We start from the raw sequence: 16117 nt of genomic DNA on the forward strand, positions 1-16117 counted from the left end.
GGGGTAATTGCACTAGTTTGAGTCCTAATCAGGAACACCTGAGTAATCGCATCAAAGGCAGTTCGCACCTTTCGATCGAGGAGACAACGCATGTTTGATCTTTCCCCAGCGGCGCCCCGAGCCGCCAAGCTAACAGCGCTTGGCATTGGGGTCGCTCTCTTGGCCACAGCTTGTGGTGGGTCTTCGACGCCCACCCAGACTGGGTCTTCTTCCGCCGCCGCGGCAGGTATCGCCTGCCCGGCACCGAGCGGCGGGGCGGGAGCCGGCAACAGCCAGGCTGCCACCAACACGGGACCAGTACCTCCCTCGACCTCAACGACGGCTACGCCGCTTAAGCTTGGATCGCTCCTGCCGACAACGGGGTCGCTGGCGTTCCTTGGCCCGCCCGAAATTGCCGGCGTCAACCTCGGTATCAAGGAAGTCAACGACGCCGGTGGCGTTCTGGGTGCGCCGGTGGAAGTAACCCACCGCGACTCCGGCGACACCAAGACGGACATCGCCACGCAGTCCACCACGGCCCTGCTGGGCCAAGGTGTGAGCGCAGTGATCGGTGCGGCCTCGTCCGGCGTTTCCAAGACGGTCATCAACCAGATCACCGGTGCCGGCGTCATCCACTTCTCTCCGGCAAACACCTCGCCTGACTTCACCACATGGGATGACAAGGGCCTCTACTGGCGCACCGCACCCTCCGATGTGCTCCAGGGCAAGGTCCTGGGCAACTACATGGCCACCTGTGGCGCCCAGACCGTTGGCATGATCGTTCTCAACGACGCTTACGGAACCGGCCTGCAGAAGAACGTCAAGGAAGCCTTCGAGGCAGCCGGCGGCAAGGTTGTTGCTGAAGAGCTCTTCAACGAGGGCGATTCGCAGTTCAGCAGCCAGGTGGACAAGGTCCTCGCAGCCAAGCCGGATGCAATCGCACTGATTACCTTCGACCAAGCCAAGAGCATCGTCCCGCTGATGACCGGCAAGGGCGTCAAGCCCACGCAGCTGTTCATGGTTGACGGCAACACCTCGGACTACAGCAAGGACTTCCAAGCCGGAACCATGAAGGGCGCACAGGGAACCATCCCCGGTACGTTCGCCAAGGACGACTTCAAGAAGAAGCTCCTCGCAATCGATCCCGCGCTGAAGGATTACAGCTACGCAGGTGAGTCCTACGACGCCGTGAACCTGATCGCGCTGGCCTCTGAGGCAGCCAAGAGCACCAAGGGCACGGACATCGCAGCCAAGCTCAAGGAAGTCTCTGAAGGCGGCGAGAAGTGCACGAACTTCCCGTCCTGTGTCACCTTGCTCCGCGAGGGCAAGGATATTGACTACGACGGACAGTCCGGTCCGGTAACCTTCTCCGATGCCGGTGACCCCACCGAGGCATACATCGGTATCTACGAATACCAGGACGACAACACCTACAAGCCGGTCCGCGAAGAGTTCGGCAAGCTCTAAGCTGAACGCCAACTAGGCCGCTTTTAGCGACGGGCCCCCTTCCTCACCAGGAAGGGGGCCCGTTGTGCGTCTCCCCAAGCTTCAATAAAGCTTTCACACAGGCGGTGGACCTACCATGTCCACATGAAGCTAACCCGGGAAGCCCGCTCCATCGCGGTGGTCATCAATACCGGTTCACGCAAAGGCTCTGCTGCCCGGGAGCTGGTGGTCCGGAGCCTGGACGCGGCAGGGCTTCCGGTTTCGGCCATGTATACGGTGGACGAGGCCGGGGACCTCAACCGGACTTTGGAACGGGCGGTCACTGGAGGGCATGACCTTGTGGTGGTGGGGGGAGGAGACGGAACGGTTGCTTCCGCCGCAGGACTGGTGGCGGGTACGGACGTGGCGTTGGGTGTGCTTCCACTGGGTACCGCCAACGATCTTGCCCGGACGCTGGAGATCCCCAAGGACCTGGGTGAGGCCTGCAAAGCCCTCGCCGAGGGAAAAATAGTGGATATAGACCTCGGCCGGGCTAATGGGCAGCCCTTCCTCAACGTGGCTTCAGCCGGCCTGTCCGTAGCCGTTACCCAAGCCCTCAGTCCGCGTCTCAAGCGGCTCATTGGACCCATGGCCTACGGAGTGGCTACGGTGCGCTCCTATGCCAAGCACAAGCCATTCCACGCCCGTCTGGAGTTCCCGGAGGGGGACCATCAGCCTGTGGAGCTGGAGAACCTGTTGCAGGTGGCTGTAGGGAACGGACGCTACTACGGCGGCGGCAATGCAGTTTCTCCCACCGCAGGGATTGATGACCACACCCTGGACATCTACGCAATCCTGATGGCTCCCCTGCGTGAGCAAGCAAAAATCGCTCGCTCGCTCAAGAACGGCAAATTTGTGGAGAACGAGCGAGTGCACCATGTCACCAGCCAAAGGGTCAGGCTGGTGACCACCCCGCCACTGCCGGTGAACCTCGACGGCGAGATCACCACCGGGACACCCACCGACTTCACTGTTCAACGCAACGCGGTGCATGTGGTGGTGCCGAAGGACAGCACCAGCGCCACATTTGAGGGACGCCCCTGAGCTTTCCTGAACGTCCCTGGACGTGCCGAAGGCCCGGCTCCGGAGCGACACCGGAACCAGGCCTTCGGGACTGACGCAGCTAGACCTCGTCCGCCAGGGTACCCAAGTAAAGCTGGATGACCTTGGGGTCCTTCATGAGCTCGCGCCCCGTACCGGTGTACGCGTCCTTGCCCTGGTCCAGGACGTATCCGCGGTCACAAATCTGCAAACAACGGCGGGCATTCTGTTCCACCATGATCACTGAAACACCGGCGCGGTTGATCTCGTGGACACGCAGGAAGGTCTCGTCCTGTTTGACGGGGGAGAGGCCCGCCGACGGCTCGTCAAGCAGCAGCACGGCCGGGTCCATCATCAGTGCCCTGCCCATGGCCACCATCTGGCGCTCACCACCGGACAAGGACCCTGCACGCTGGGCGCGCCGCTTTCCCAGTTCAGGGAAGAGGCTGGTCACAAAGTCGAAGCGTTCGGAGAAGTCCTTGGGCCGTTGGAACATGCCCATCTGCAGGTTCTCTTCAATGGTCAGCGTGGCAAAAACATTGTTGGTTTGCGGCACGAAGCCCACGCCCTGGGTAACCAGCTTGTTGGCCTTCAACCCGGTGAGGTCCTGGCCCCGGACCACCACTGTGCCGGAGTGGACCTTCACCAAACCGAACATGGCTTTCAGGAGCGTGGACTTACCGGCGCCGTTAGGCCCGATGATGCCAATGAGCTCGCCCTTGCGGGCCTCAATGCTGCAACCGTTGAGGATGTTGACGCCGGGAATGTAACCGGCCACGAGATTAGTGACCTTGACGACGGAATCACCGGCCGGGGCGGCCGCCGAGGCGGGCATTTCGCTGATGCTGCTGCTCATTTCCCGTCCTCCTTCTTGGTTTCTTCGATTTCGGACAGGATGCCTGCATCTTCGGTTCCCACCACGGACTCTTCGTCAGCTTCCAGTTCAGCCTCGAGTTCCTTGATGCCTTCGGCGTCGCCCAGGTCCACATCGTGGTGCGCACCAAGGTAGGCATCGATGACAGCGGGGTTCTTCATGACCTCGCCCGGAGGTCCTTCGGCAACAACCTTGCCTTCGGCCATGACCACTACCCAGTCGGCGATGTGGCGGACCATGTTCATGTCGTGCTCGACGAACAGAACGGTCATGCCCTCCGCCTTGAGGTTCTTGATGTGGTCCAGCAACGACTGCGTCAGGGCCGGGTTCACGCCGGCCATGGGCTCATCGAGCATCACCAGTTTGGGCTTGACCATCAAGGAACGCGCCATCTCCAGGAGCTTCCGCTGGCCACCGGAGAGGGATGCTGCGTAGTCGTCCTTCTTGGCGTCCAATTTGAACTTTTCCAGCAGCAGGTTGGCTTGGGCCGTAATTTCCTTTTCGCGTCCACCCCACATGCCCTTGAACAGGGCTTTGGAGAGTCGCTCGCCGGGCTGGTTCGCCGCGCCGAGCCGCATGTTCTCCATAACGGTCAGCTTGCCCATCACCTTGGTCAGCTGGAAGGTGCGGACCATGCCCATGCGGGCCACCTTGTAAGAGGAGACCCCTGCCAGGCTGTTGCCTTCAAACTGCCACTTACCTGTATTGGGAGTGTCAAAGCCAGTGAGCAGGTTGAACAGCGTGGTCTTCCCTGCGCCATTGGGACCGATCAAAGCGGTGATCTTGTGGCGCGGGATCTCGAGGTATTCAACGTCCACGGCGTTGATGCCGCCGAAGGAACGGGTGACGTCCTCAGCCACCACAATGGGATCGCGCTTCTTGCAGCCGGGGGTGTTTTCCCCGACGGCGATAGGCCGCGAATCGGTCATGTAGTCGATGTTGTTTTCGTTGGTCTCACTCATGCGAAAGCAAGCTCCTTCTTATTGCCGAAGACGCCTTGCGGGCGGAAGATCATCAGCAGCATCAGCGCAACACCCACCAGGATGTAGCGCAACTGGCCAGCTTGGACGGTGGTCAGCCAGGTAATGATTCCTGATTCGATGAGGCCGTAGAGCAAGCTCTGCGTCAGTGAGAGCACAACCCAGAAGATCATGGCTCCAATAACCGGCCCCAGGACAGTGGCCATACCGCCGAGCAGGAGGCAGGTCCACAGGAAGAACGTCAGTTCCGTGCCGTAGTTGGACGGTTGGACGGCACCGCGGGGGAGCGTGAAGATCATGCCCGCCAAGGCACCCAGCACGCCACCAATGACCAGGGCCTGCATCTTGTAGGCGTAGACGTTTTTGCCCAGGGAGCGGACGGCGTTCTCGTCCTCGCGGATGCCCTTCAGGACACGGCCCCATGGGCTGCGCATCAGGAGCCACACCAGGACGCAGCACACAATGACCAGTCCCCAACCCACCACGCGGATAAAGAAGTCGCGGTTGTTCATGCCCATATAGGAACCCTCGGGGAAGGGGTTCATGGCATAGAAGGTGTTCTCGAACGCTGCCAGGCCGTTGGCGGAGCCTGTGACGCTGGTGAGCTGATTGGTGGTGACTACGTAGCGGACAATTTCTGCCGCTGCGATGGTGACAATGGCCAGGTAGTCCGCCCTGAGCCGCAGAGTAGGTATACCCAGGATGAACGCGAAGATGACCGAGCAGAGAATGGAAATGATCAATGCCAGGAAGAACGGTGCGTCGAACGTCAGGGTGGAAATGGCGAAACCGTAGGCACCCACGGCCATGAAGCCGGCTTGGCCGAAGTTCAACAGCCCTGAGTAGCCAAAGTGCACCGCGAGGCCCAGAGCGGCAAGTGCGTAAGCCGCCGTCGTTGGGCTGAACAATTCGCCAAGGGCGCTGGAGAGAATAAATCCGAAGTCCATGGCCCGCTCCTAACCCACACGCTCACGCCGGCCGAGGATACCCTGCGGTCGGAACAGAAGAACAACAATCATGATGAACAGCGCACCGACGTACTTGAGGTCGGCGGGCAGGCCGAACACGGTAGTCAGTTCCACGAAGATACCTACGACGATGGAGCCGATCAGGGCGCCGAAGACGGTTCCCAAACCACCCAGGGTCACGCCGGCGAAGATGAGCAGCAGGATCTGCGAGCCCATGTCGAAGGTGACACCTGGACGGTAGTACGCCCACAGGATGCCGCCGAGGGAAGCGAGGACGCCGCCCACAATCCAGACAATGCGGATCACAGAGTCAACGTCGATGCCGGAGGCAGCTGCCAGTGCGGGATTGTCCGCTACGGCGCGGGTCGCCTTGCCGAGGCGGGTCTTAAGCAGGACGATGCCGATCAAGGCGATCACCACGGCACTGATAATCAGGGACCACAGATTATTCGGAGAAATCGACACAGGTCCGATTTGGATCTCAGCACTCTGCGCGCCGGGCAGCTGTTGTGTTGCGCCGCCGAAGAAGAACTGAATGACGTAGCGGATTGCCAGTGCCAGGCCGATGCTGACAATCATCATGGGGACCAGGCCGGAGCCACGCTTCCTCAAGGGCCGCCAAAGCCCTGCGTCCTGGACGTATCCGAAGAGACCGCCGCCCACCAGGGCAAGCAGGATCGCCAGCCAGAAGGGAAGCCCGAAGGCATTGAACATGAACACCAGTACCGCGCCCAGCGTCACCATCTCACCGTGGGCGAAGTTGGTCAAGCCGGTGGTTCCGAAGATCAGGGAAAGGCCAACCGAGGCGAGTGCAAGGAGGAGGCCAAAGCTAAGACCCGCAACGAGGCGATTGAGGAGGTTTTGGCCGAAGTCCTGTTGCTGCACCACAATGCCCTCGCCAAAGGCGAAGATCACCGACAAGTTAGATGTTTGGCTGAAGGTGACATCACGGGGATTGTCCTGTCCCTCGGCCAGTGCGATTCCCTCCGGCAACGTGGAGGTATCCAGCTCAATGGTGTAAGTACCTTGGACGGGAACGCCGATGGTCCAGGCTCCGTTTGCACCGGAGGTGGCTTCACCTTCGAATCCGTTGCCCGTGGCTTTGATCTTGACTCCGGATATGGGGGCCCGGGCATCGTCGCGGAGGAACCCGCTGATGTTGTTTTGGAACGACGTCGGTGACGGCGAAGGCGAGGGGGTGGTTGCCTGTGCCGAAGGGGCGGCGATCAACAGAGCGGTAATGAGGGCTGCGAACAGCGCCCCCACAACTCTCTGCAGTCCCTTGGACCGTCTCATGGACGGGTCGCGCAGTGTGCTTCTCAAAATGGAAACCTCCACAGTGGGGGTGGTCCCGGCTGCGCCATTGCAGCCGGTGCGAACGGTCATGGGGCTTGTGAATTGTTCTTGCCTAGCTGCCTCGTTTGTGATCTAAGTCACCCATGTGTGGCCTATGTTACCGCCCTGTGGAGGCAATAAACGCCCAGTTCGGGGCTGGGAAGATCGCGATCAGATAACAACTGTGAAGCTATAGGCAACTTGTGATGCACCAATGCTCGCAAACCTCCGGGAGCAGCCGCTGGTCCTTTTCTTGTCACGGTTGAGTTTCGTCTGGGTGAACAAGGGAACTTTCCCTGCCGCGCGCACGTGGTAATTGGTACCGTGAATTATCACTAGCCCTTTTTCAGGAGGACACCCGCAATGGCACTTGGCGGAAACCCAGTCTTCAACGGAAAGAATTTCCGTGGAGCAAAGCAGGCCCCGCCTGTACCGCAGAACCCGTACGGCCAGCAGTTCAACCAAGCACCCGGCCGTGCACCGAGCCAGGTCATGGACGGCCACGCAGCATGGTCCGCCCAGCAGCAGAACATGACCAACGAGCAGCTGCAGCAGATGTACAACCAGCCTGCTGCAGGCCCGGCCGACACCGGCCGCATGACCTATGACGACGTCATCATGAAGACCGTCGCCTGCCTCGTTGTGCTGATCATCGGTGCCGGCGTCACTCTCTTCGTTGCTCCCGGCCTCTCCACCATGCTGATGATCGTTGGTGCACTGGGCGGCTTCGTTCTTGCACTGGTCAACACCTTCAAGAAGCAGCCTTCACCGGCCCTGATCCTCGCCTATGCCGGCCTTGAAGGCCTGTTCCTGGGCGGACTTACCCGCGTCCTGGATGGCATGTACCCCGGTGTCGGCCTTCAGGCTGTCATCGGTACCCTGGCAGTTTTCGGCGTCACCCTGGTGCTCTTCAAGAGTGGCAAGGTCCGCGCCACCCCCAAGATGGTGCGCTTCTTCATGATCGCCACCATCGGTTACGCGGTCTTCGCACTGATCAACCTGGTGATGTCGTGGACCGGTGTTGTGCAGGAGCCCTTCGGCCTGCGCACAAGCGTCGAGATCTTCGGCATCCCGCTGGGCGTTTTCATCGGTATCCTGGCCATCGGCCTGGCCGCATTCTCGCTGATCATGGACTTCACCAGCATCGAGGAAGGCGTCCGTGCAGGCGCCCCGGAGCGGTACTCCTGGGTTGCGGCATTCGGCCTGACGGTCACCTTGGTGTGGCTCTACGTTGAAATCATCCGCCTGCTGGCAATCCTTCGAGGCGACGACTAGTTACCAACAGCTCCAACGCGAAATGCCCCCGGAGAGTCTTCGGGGGCATTTTTGTGTCGCTGAGGGGTCAGATCCAACCACTCGCCACCTGAAGACCTGTCGGCTAGCTCAAGCGCTCAAAAACCACGGCCATGCCCTGGCCTCCGCCGACGCACAGTGTGGCCAGGCCCAGGGTTCCGTCGCGTTCTTTGAGCCCATTGAGGAGCGTGCTGGTCATCCGGGCCCCGGTCATGCCGAAGGGATGGCCCAAAGCGATGGCGCCACCATGGACGTTCAGCTTCGATGGATCAATTCCCAGCTCGCGGGCGCTCGCCACCACCTGCACGGCGAAGGCTTCGTTGAGCTCCACGAGGTCGATGTCGTCCATGGTCAGTCCTGCCAGGGCAAGGGCCCGCCGGGTCGATTCCACGGGACCCATGCCCATAAGCTCCGGGGAGAGGGCGCTGACGCCGGTTGACACCACCCGCGCCAGCGGTTGCAGGCCCAATTCGCGGGCGCGCGCGTCACTCATGACCACCACAGCCGCGGCACCGTCGTTCAGGGGGCAGGCATTACCTGCAGTCACGGTCCCCTCCGTACGGAACACAGGCTGTAACGCGGAGACGGCGTCCAAGGTGACCCCGGCCCGGGGTGAGTCATCCCGTTCCACCACAATTCCGTCCTTGCGCGTGTAGGGCGTGATGTCCCGGGCATAAAACCCTGAGGCAATGGCGGCTTCGGCACGATTCTGGCTCAGGACACCCCACTCGTCCTGCTCGGCCCGGCTGATTCCATAGCTTGTGGCCACGTTTTCGGCGGTCTGGCCCATGGAGATATAGATATCGGGTAGCCGCCCGCCGAGACGCGGGTCGGTCCACGGGATGTTGGAGGCCGCGCGCGCCGCAGTACGCTGGGCCGCTGCCTCGAAAAGAGGGTTGTGGTTAGAGGAATCCGTTTCGCCGGCCCCTGCCCAGTTCTGGTACCTGGACACACTCTCCACCCCGGCGGACACGATCGCGTGCGCCTCCCCGGATTTGATGGCATGGAAGCCCATCCGCAGGGTTTGCAGGCTGGAGGCACAGAAGCGGTTGATAGTTGCTGCGGGTACGCGGTCCAAACCCGCCAGGACGGCAACCACCCGTGCCATGTTGGATCCGGCCTCACCGCTGGGTTCAGCGCAGCCCAGCAGGATGTCGTCCAGGCCCTGCCCGTCCTCGGCGGCGGGATCGAAGCCCGGAACCTTTGCGAGGGCGGCCTGCACCATGGCGGTGGCCAGGTCATCCGGACGTTCGTCTTTGAGGGAACCCTTGAAGGCCCGGCCAATAGGGCTTCTGGCAGTAGCAACGATGACAGCCTCAGTCATGGCCCCAGCTTACGCCCGGCATCCGCTGGGACGCCGGGCGCTAGCACGGTGGAACTGAACGCGTCAGGCGAGGCGCAGGGCGCCTTCTGCCGGGGTAACGGTGAAGATGTCAGGTGCGGTGAAGCCCGCCTCCGCGAAAGAACGCACGACGGCGTCGCGAACCTGCTGCTCTTGGCCCACCGGAGTCAGTGCGATGGCTGATCCGCCAAAGCCGCCGCCGGTCATGCGTGCACCGATGGCGCCGTTGGCCCGGGATGTGTCCACGGCGAGGTCCAGTTCCGGGCATGAGATCTCAAAATCGTCGCGCATGGAGACATGGCTGGCATCCAGCAGTGCACCAATCGCGGCAGGGCCCTGGGAGTCCAGGGTTTCCACCGTCTGAAGCACGCGATCATTTTCGGTGACCACGTGGCGGACTCTCCGGAGGGTCGTCTCGTCCAGCAACCCGGAGGCTTCCTCCAAACGCTCCACGCCGACGTCGCGCAGTGCCTTGACGCCAAGGATCTCGGCACCCAACTCGCAGGACGCGCGCCGGGAGGCGTAACCGCCGTCGGCGTGTGAATGCGACACCTTGGTGTCAATGACCAACAGGACCAGGCCGGACGCTTCTGCGTCGAACCGGACCAGCTCCACATGCTGGTCGCGGCAGTCCAGGAAAACGGCGTGCCCCTTGGCACCACGCAGGGAAGCCGACTGGTCCATGATGCCCGTAGGCGCGCCTACGAACACATTTTCGGCGCGCTGGGTAGCGAGCACCAGGTCTTCGGCAGCCAGACCGGCGCCAGTCAACTCGTTGAGGGCCGAGATGACGGCGCACTCGATTGCGTGGGAGGAAGACAAACCAGCGCCGGAGGGAACATCGGAGTCGAGCAGGAGGTCAAAGCCAGGCACCGTGACGCCACGTTCCTTAAGCGCCCAAGCGACGCCGAGGGGGTAGCGTGACCACCCTTCACCTGACCCAGGTTCCGAGTCCGCCAGGTCGGCTTCCACGATTCCGTGGCCGCCGAAGGTGGACAGCATGCGCACCTTCGAGTCGTCGCGGACGCGCAAGGCCACCTTTGCTGTCTTGTCGATAGCGAAGGGCAGCACAAAGCCCTCGTTGTAGTCCGTATGTTCGCCGATGAGGTTAACCCGTCCCGGTGCCTGCCACACGCCGTCGGCAGCTGCGCCGAACGTTTCCTGGAAGCGGGCGGCGAGGACGCTGGTCTCGGTAGTGGTGGTCATGCTCGTGTGCCTTCCAGAGTCATAGTCGAAGGTTGTGCGGCGACGCTACGCAGCCGTTCCGCCACTGCCTCGGGGGTGGTGTCGTTGATGAACGCGCCCATGGCGGCCTCGGAACCGGCCAGGTACTTCAGCTTATCGGCAGCACGGCGGGGTGAGGTGAGCTGCAAGTGCAGTTGGCCTGCAGGGCGAAGGGCAGGGTCCAAAGGTGCCTGGTGCCAGGCAGAGATGTACGGCATAGGGGTGGGGTAGAGGGCGTCGAGCCGCTTCAACAGGTCCAAGTAGACGTGCGAGAGCTCATCGCGTTCTTCGCCCGTCAACGCGGCAAGATCCGGGACGCTGCGGTGCGGAACGAGGTGGACTTCCAAGGGCCAGCGCGCAGCGAACGGCACATAGGCGCTGAAGTGCTTGGCCTCCAGGACCATGCGGCTGCCGTCCTCACGTTCGGCCTTGAGGAGGGAGGCCCCGAGCGTTTCCTTCGCGTCGACGTCGTCGTAGTACTTTCGCGCTACCGCACCGAGCTGGGCGGCGCGGGGGGTCACGTAGGGGTAAGCGTAAATTTGGCCGTGCGGGTGGTGCAAGGTGACGCCGATGTCCGCGCCGCGGTTCTCGAACGGGAACACCTGCTTGATGCCGGGGAGGGTGCTCAGGGTTTCAGTGCGTTGGGCCCACGCTTCGATGACCGTACGCGCACGTGTTTCGCCCAGTTCAGCGAAGGAGCCGGTGTGCTGAGGTGTGAAGGCGACAACCTCGCAGCGGCCGTACGCCGGGCCCTTGAGGCTGTGGCCGGAGTGCCCGGGTGCAGGAAGCGGGGGGATATCACCCACGGCCGGACCCAATGAAGGGAAGCGGTTCTCGAACACCACCACGTCATAGTCCGATGCCGGGATTTCCGAAGGGTTAGCAGCCGTGGTGGGGCAGATGGGGCACTGATCAGCAGGGGGAAGGTGCGTACGGGTTTGGCGGTGGGCAGCTACCGCCACCCAGTCACCGGACAAAGCGTCGTAGCGCACCTCGCCTGGCTCGCCACGGGCAGGAAGCTCGCGGTGGTCCACCAGGGAATCCGGTGTTCGCTCCGGCGTTCCGGGGTCGTCGAAGTAGATCAGCTCTCGGCTGTCCGCGAGGCGGGTGCTGGTGATGCGGCTCATAGGTTCAGTATTTCACAAGTGACCAAAAACGCATAGTTTCTAACAAAAGCTAACATTCATCTCGCCGTGAAGGTCAGGCAATGCAGTACGGTATTGCCATGTCTGTCTCCCCGTCGCCAGCCGATAACGCCCATCAGTCCGAGTCCCGCCGCTTCGCCACGGGCCGCCAGTTCGAGCTCCGCCGGGGCGATGCGCTCGCCGTCATTACCGAGCTCGCCGCCGGCCTGCGACTCTACTCCCGTGGCGGCGTCGAGCTGACTGAAAGCTACGGCGACGATCACATTGCCCCCGGTGCTACGGGTATCACCCTGGCGCCGTGGGCGAACAGGGTAGAGGACGGGATCTGGTACCTGGACGGCAAGAAGCAGCAACTGGACATCACCGAGGCCTCACGCAACAACGCCAGCCACGGACTCTTGCGCAACACCGGGTACGTGCTGGTGGACGAATCCGAGTTCTTCGTGACGCTGGAAGCCACAGTATTTCCCCAGCACGGCTACCCGTTCCTGGTGCGGCACCAGGTGCGCTACGAACTGGACCAGAACCTTGATCTCCGCGTCTCCCAGACGCTGATCAACGATTCCCAAAGCAATGCCCCCTTCGTCCTGGGCGCGCACCCGTACCTGCGGATCGGCGATGTAGCCCCCGAGGACCTGGTCCTGACCGTCCGGGCTGCCACCCGGCTGGTGGCGGACGAGCGCCTCATTCCGCGCAGCACCGCGCCTGCGGACGGTGAGTACGACCTCTCCGGTGGTGCCCGAGTAGGCGGCCTGCTGGTCGACGTCGCCTTGACTGACCTGGCGTTCGACGGCGGCTCGGCGCGCCATACGCTGACCGCACCGGATGGCCGCAGTGTGAGCCTGGAGCAGGACGAAAACTGCCAATATGTTCACGTCTTCGTCACCGACACCTTCCCGGGCCGTTCCAAAGCCGTTGCCCTTGAACCCATGACCGGGCCGGCCAACGCCTTCAACAGCGGTGATGGCCTCCGCTGGCTGGCACCTGGCGAGGCATTCACCATGCGTTGGGGAATCGCAGCCTCCCTATAGCTCCCTGGACTCGGAAAAGCCTGGGAATGGCTCCGACGGGCTTGGAAATGTCCCGGAAGTGAGAGCCGGTTTCCCATACGGCGCGCCCTGCGGAATTATGGGTTCATGACGCCAACACCGGACGCCAAAACACGTTCTGACCGCCAAATTGCCGAAGACATCCCGTATGGGGTGCGCATTGCAGCAGCCTGGTCCTGGCGGGCCGGCCTGATCCTGCTCATGATCGGCGCCCTTGTCTGGCTGCTGGGCAAAGTCAGCTTCCTCATTATCCCGGTGATGGTTGCTGCGCTGTTGGCCGGCTTGCTGCACCCGGTAGTGAAGTGGCTGCGCAACCGCAAGGTACCCAACGGGGGAGCGGTTGCCATCACAGTGTTGGGCTTCATTGGCGTGATCGGCGGTGCCCTTGCGCTGGTTGGCAGGCAATTGGTGACAGGCTTTGGTGCCCTCTGGCAGGAGGCGCTGGCAGGCATCCAGCAGATTCAGACGTGGTTGGCCGATGGGCCGCTGCACCTGACCGCAGACCAGATTGACCAGTACATTTCCGACGGCGCGGACGCCCTCCAGAACAACAGCAGCAGCATCCTCAGCGGCGCGTTGTCCTTCGGCAGCACTGCCGGTCACTTCGCGGCCGGTCTTGTCCTTGCACTGTTCATACTCATCTTCTTCCTCCTGGAGGGACCCCGGATCTGGGCCTTCATGGTCCGACTCCTGCCCAGGAGCGCGCGGAGGGCCACTGACGGCGCCGGGCGCCGGGGCTGGACGTCCATGGTCAGCTACGTGCGAATTCAAATGTTCGTCGCGTTCGTGGATGCTGTGGGCATCGGCGTCGGCGCCGCCATCATCCAGGTCCCGTTGGCGCTGCCCTTGGCGGTGCTGGTGTTCATCGGCTCGTTCATTCCGGTGGTGGGTGCCTTGGTGACCGGTGCCATCGCGGTCCTGCTCGCCCTCGTGGCCAACGGCCCCATCAACGCACTGATCATGCTGGCAATCGTGCTGGTGGTGCAGCAGCTTGAAAGCCACATCCTGCAGCCCCTGGTGATGGGCAAGGCCGTGGCACTTCATCCGGTGGCAGTGATCCTCTCAGTTGCCGCCGGATCGTACCTGGCCGGCATCCCCGGAGCCCTGTTCGCGGTTCCGTTGCTCGCCGTAGTAAACACGGCAGTTCGCTACATTGCGGGCCGGACGTGGGAACATGATGAAGGATTGGGCGGTGTGGAACTCCAGCCGGCTGCCGCTTCGGCGGGGCCGGACAGTGATGCCAACTTCAAGGAGGTCCACCTCCCACGGCCCGAATCGCGCCTCGCCAAAGGCGTCACCGGCAAGACCAAGGCTTCGGGGAGCGCCTCTGTTGAGGAGCCTCAAGCCGACACCAACAAAGGAGAATAGTCAGTGAATACCCTCGAAACCCTGCCCGTCACGCTGGACGATGTCCTCAAGGCGCAGGAGCTCCTCGAGGGCATTATTACCAAGACTCCTGTGGAGTCGTCCCGTGCGCTGGGCAGCCTCGTGGGCGGCAACGTCTTTTTCAAGTGTGAGAACCTGCAGCGCGCAGGCTCCTTCAAGGTTCGCGGCGCCTACGTGCGCATGGCGCGCCTGACGGACGAGGAAAAGAAGCGCGGCGTCGTGGCGGCCTCAGCCGGTAACCACGCCCAAGGTGTAGCAGTGGCGGCCAAGAGCCTGGGCATCAATGCCCGCATTTACATGCCCCTGGGTGTGGCCCTGCCCAAGCTGGCGGCCACCAGGAGCCACGGCGCCGAGGTGGTCCTGCACGGCCACAACGTGGATGAGGCCTTGGCGGAAGCGCAACGCTACGCCAACGAGACAGGCGCAGTGTTTGTCCACCCCTTTGACAACGTGGATGTTGTTGCCGGACAGGGCACCATCGGGCTCGAAATCCTGGACCAGATCCCCAACGTAGACACCATCCTCATGGGTGTTGGCGGCGGCGGGCTGCTGGCAGGCGTAGCTGTGGCCATCAAGGCCAGGGCCAAGGAACTTGGCCGCGAGATCAGGGTGATCGGCGTACAGGCAGAAAACGCCGCCGCCTACCCGCCCTCACTTGCCGCCGATGCCTTGGTGCCACTGAAAAAGGTCACCACCATGGCCGACGGCATTGCGGTAGGACGTCCGGGGCAACTGCCCTTCAGCATCATCCGCGAGCTTGTTGACGACGTAGTCACCGTGAGCGAGGACTCGCTCGCCCGTGCCCTGATCTTCCTCCTCGAGCGCGCCAAGATGGTGGTGGAGCCAGCCGGGGCGGTCGGAGTAGCCGCACTGATGGACGGCAAGATCGACAACCCGGGGAACACCGCCGTCGTGCTTTCCGGCGGCAACATCGATCCCATGCTCATGCTCAAAGTCATCCAGCGCGGTCTCTCGGCCGCAGGCCGTTTCATGACGGTCCGCATGATGCTCGATGACCGGCCGGGTTCGTTGGCCACCATAGCCCGCATCATCGCTGAAAACGATGCCAACGTCACCGGCCTGGACCACACCCGTTTGGGTGGTTCCATCAGCATGGGGGACGTCTCCATCACTATCAACCTGGAAACCAAAGGCCACGAACACGGCGAGCAGGTTCTCGGTGCACTGCGGGCCGAGGGCTTCCAGCCGATCGTGGTGCACTGACGGAAGGGGCGCCCATGGTGCTTGGAATGCCTGAGGAATCAAAGGAAGAGGCGCGCGAATCTTTGGCCGGGCGGGCGAAAGGCGGCCTGCTCTTTATGGGCGGCTTCGTTGTCCTGCTCTACGTCATAGAGATCCTCAATACCTTGATGCGCCACGGACTGAACTCCACCTTTGGTCTGCGCTCCCGCTCCATTGACGGGGTACTGGACATCCTGACCTTTCCGCTGCTGCACGCCAACTTCAACCACCTTCTGTCCAACACGCTGCCGCTGATCATCTTCGGCTTCCTGGTGTTCCTGTCCGGCATCCGCGTGTTCATCACGGCGTTGGCATTCAGCTGGCTCGGGTCAGGGCTGGCGGTGTGGCTGATCGGCGGGGGAGGGGTGACCGTGGGGGCATCCGGACTGGTGTTCGGGTTCTTCGCGTTCTTGCTGGTGCGTGGATTCTTCAACCGCAGCTGGTGGCAAATCCTGCTCTCCGTGGTGCTTTTCATGGCCTACGGCAGCATCCTCTTCGGCGTGCTGCCCACGGTCATGGGTTACATCTCGTGGCAGGCGCACCTCGGCGGGGCAATAGGCGGCGTCGTTGCTGCTATCCTGCTGCGTCCCAAGCCCAAGCCCGCCGTACTCTAACCCAACCGCCGCTAACCCAACCGCCCCCACCCGTGTGCCCCTACTCAGTTGGGTGAGCGCACGACGACCAGTTGGGTGAGCACACGAAAAACGCCGGCCCGCCCCGAAAAGGGGTGGGCCCGCGTCGGGGTTTCTGGCCGGGGGGGCCGCCCCTTAGCCT

The 16117-nt window shown here is 62.5% G+C and carries 14 protein-coding genes; 7 read left to right on the top strand and 7 right to left on the bottom strand.

Annotation, left to right across the window (positions count from 1 at the left end; translation table 11 throughout):
• Positions 1 to 90: 90 nt before the first annotated feature.
• Both MOD31_RS18350 and MOD31_RS18355 read left to right on the top strand, forming a co-directional pair.
• On the top strand, positions 91 to 1446 hold the full coding sequence (locus MOD31_RS18350) for an ABC transporter substrate-binding protein (RefSeq protein WP_250821301.1): 1356 nt from the start codon (positions 91 to 93) through the stop codon (positions 1444 to 1446).
• A 123-nt stretch (positions 1447 to 1569) separates the two neighbouring features.
• Positions 1570 to 2508 (top strand): lipid kinase, encoded by a 939-nt coding sequence (locus tag MOD31_RS18355; RefSeq protein ID WP_142939897.1) that lies wholly within the window; start codon positions 1570 to 1572, stop codon positions 2506 to 2508.
• 79 nt (positions 2509 to 2587) lie between these two features.
• Here the strand turns inward: MOD31_RS18355 and MOD31_RS18360 are convergent, their stop codons facing one another.
• The 4 genes from MOD31_RS18360 to MOD31_RS18375 are packed head-to-tail and all read right to left on the bottom strand — an operon-like array spanning position 2588 to position 6713.
• A complete protein-coding gene (locus MOD31_RS18360; RefSeq protein WP_017198706.1) occupies positions 2588 to 3361 on the bottom strand; it encodes an ABC transporter ATP-binding protein in 774 nt (257 codons plus the stop codon).
• On the bottom strand, positions 3358 to 4341 hold the full coding sequence (locus MOD31_RS18365) for an ABC transporter ATP-binding protein (protein ID WP_142939896.1): 984 nt from the start codon (positions 4339 to 4341) through the stop codon (positions 3358 to 3360). Before MOD31_RS18365 ends, MOD31_RS18360 begins: the two co-directional genes overlap by 4 nt.
• Positions 4338 to 5306 carry a branched-chain amino acid ABC transporter permease gene (locus MOD31_RS18370; protein ID WP_142939895.1) on the bottom strand — a complete coding sequence of 323 codons (969 nt, stop codon included), beginning with the start codon at positions 5304 to 5306 and terminating at the stop codon, positions 4338 to 4340. Before MOD31_RS18370 ends, MOD31_RS18365 begins: the two co-directional genes overlap by 4 nt.
• Positions 5307 to 5315: 9 nt before the next feature.
• Positions 5316 to 6713 carry a branched-chain amino acid ABC transporter permease gene (locus MOD31_RS18375; RefSeq protein WP_142939894.1) on the bottom strand — a complete coding sequence of 466 codons (1398 nt, stop codon included), beginning with the start codon at positions 6711 to 6713 and terminating at the stop codon, positions 5316 to 5318.
• A gap of 312 nt (positions 6714 to 7025) precedes the next feature.
• Here MOD31_RS18375 and MOD31_RS18380 point away from each other — a divergent pair, with 312 nt between their 5' ends.
• On the top strand, positions 7026 to 7937 hold the full coding sequence (locus tag MOD31_RS18380) for a Bax inhibitor-1/YccA family protein (RefSeq protein ID WP_250821302.1): 912 nt from the start codon (positions 7026 to 7028) through the stop codon (positions 7935 to 7937).
• Between the two features lie 103 nt (positions 7938 to 8040).
• On the opposite strand, the gene MOD31_RS18385 is transcribed toward MOD31_RS18380, so the two are convergent.
• The 3 genes from MOD31_RS18385 to galT all read right to left on the bottom strand — a co-directional run bounded on the left by MOD31_RS18385 (position 8041) and on the right by galT (position 11648).
• A complete protein-coding gene (locus MOD31_RS18385; RefSeq protein WP_250821303.1) occupies positions 8041 to 9279 on the bottom strand; it encodes an acetyl-CoA C-acetyltransferase in 1239 nt (412 codons plus the stop codon).
• Positions 9280 to 9342: 63 nt separating this feature from the next.
• Positions 9343 to 10503, bottom strand: a complete 1161-nt coding sequence (gene galK / locus MOD31_RS18390; RefSeq protein WP_250821304.1) for a galactokinase — start codon at positions 10501 to 10503, stop codon at positions 9343 to 9345.
• Positions 10500 to 11648, bottom strand: coding sequence for a galactose-1-phosphate uridylyltransferase (galT, locus tag MOD31_RS18395; protein WP_250821305.1), 1149 nt, complete (start codon positions 11646 to 11648; stop codon positions 10500 to 10502). The genes galK and galT overlap by 4 nt, the downstream gene beginning before the upstream one ends.
• A gap of 98 nt (positions 11649 to 11746) precedes the next feature.
• On the opposite strand from galT, the gene MOD31_RS18400 reads away from it, so the two are divergent.
• The 4 genes from MOD31_RS18400 to MOD31_RS18415 all read left to right on the top strand — a co-directional run bounded on the left by MOD31_RS18400 (position 11747) and on the right by MOD31_RS18415 (position 15957).
• Complete coding sequence (locus MOD31_RS18400; protein WP_250821306.1) at positions 11747 to 12697, top strand: aldose 1-epimerase family protein; 951 nt, start codon at positions 11747 to 11749, stop codon at positions 12695 to 12697.
• Between the two features lie 105 nt (positions 12698 to 12802).
• Positions 12803 to 14083 (top strand): AI-2E family transporter, encoded by a 1281-nt coding sequence (locus tag MOD31_RS18405; protein ID WP_142939888.1) that lies wholly within the window; start codon positions 12803 to 12805, stop codon positions 14081 to 14083.
• A gap of 3 nt (positions 14084 to 14086) precedes the next feature.
• Positions 14087 to 15325: a threonine ammonia-lyase gene (ilvA, locus tag MOD31_RS18410; RefSeq protein ID WP_142939887.1), complete on the top strand. Its 1239-nt coding sequence runs from the start codon at positions 14087 to 14089 to the stop codon at positions 15323 to 15325.
• 14 nt (positions 15326 to 15339) lie between these two features.
• A complete protein-coding gene (locus MOD31_RS18415; RefSeq protein ID WP_142939886.1) occupies positions 15340 to 15957 on the top strand; it encodes a rhomboid family intramembrane serine protease in 618 nt (205 codons plus the stop codon).
• Positions 15958 to 16117 lie beyond the last annotated feature (160 nt).

Origin of the sequence: Paenarthrobacter sp. TYUT067, from assembly GCF_023656375.1 — a bacterium.
Taxonomy (GTDB): Bacteria; Actinomycetota; Actinomycetes; order Actinomycetales; family Micrococcaceae; genus Arthrobacter.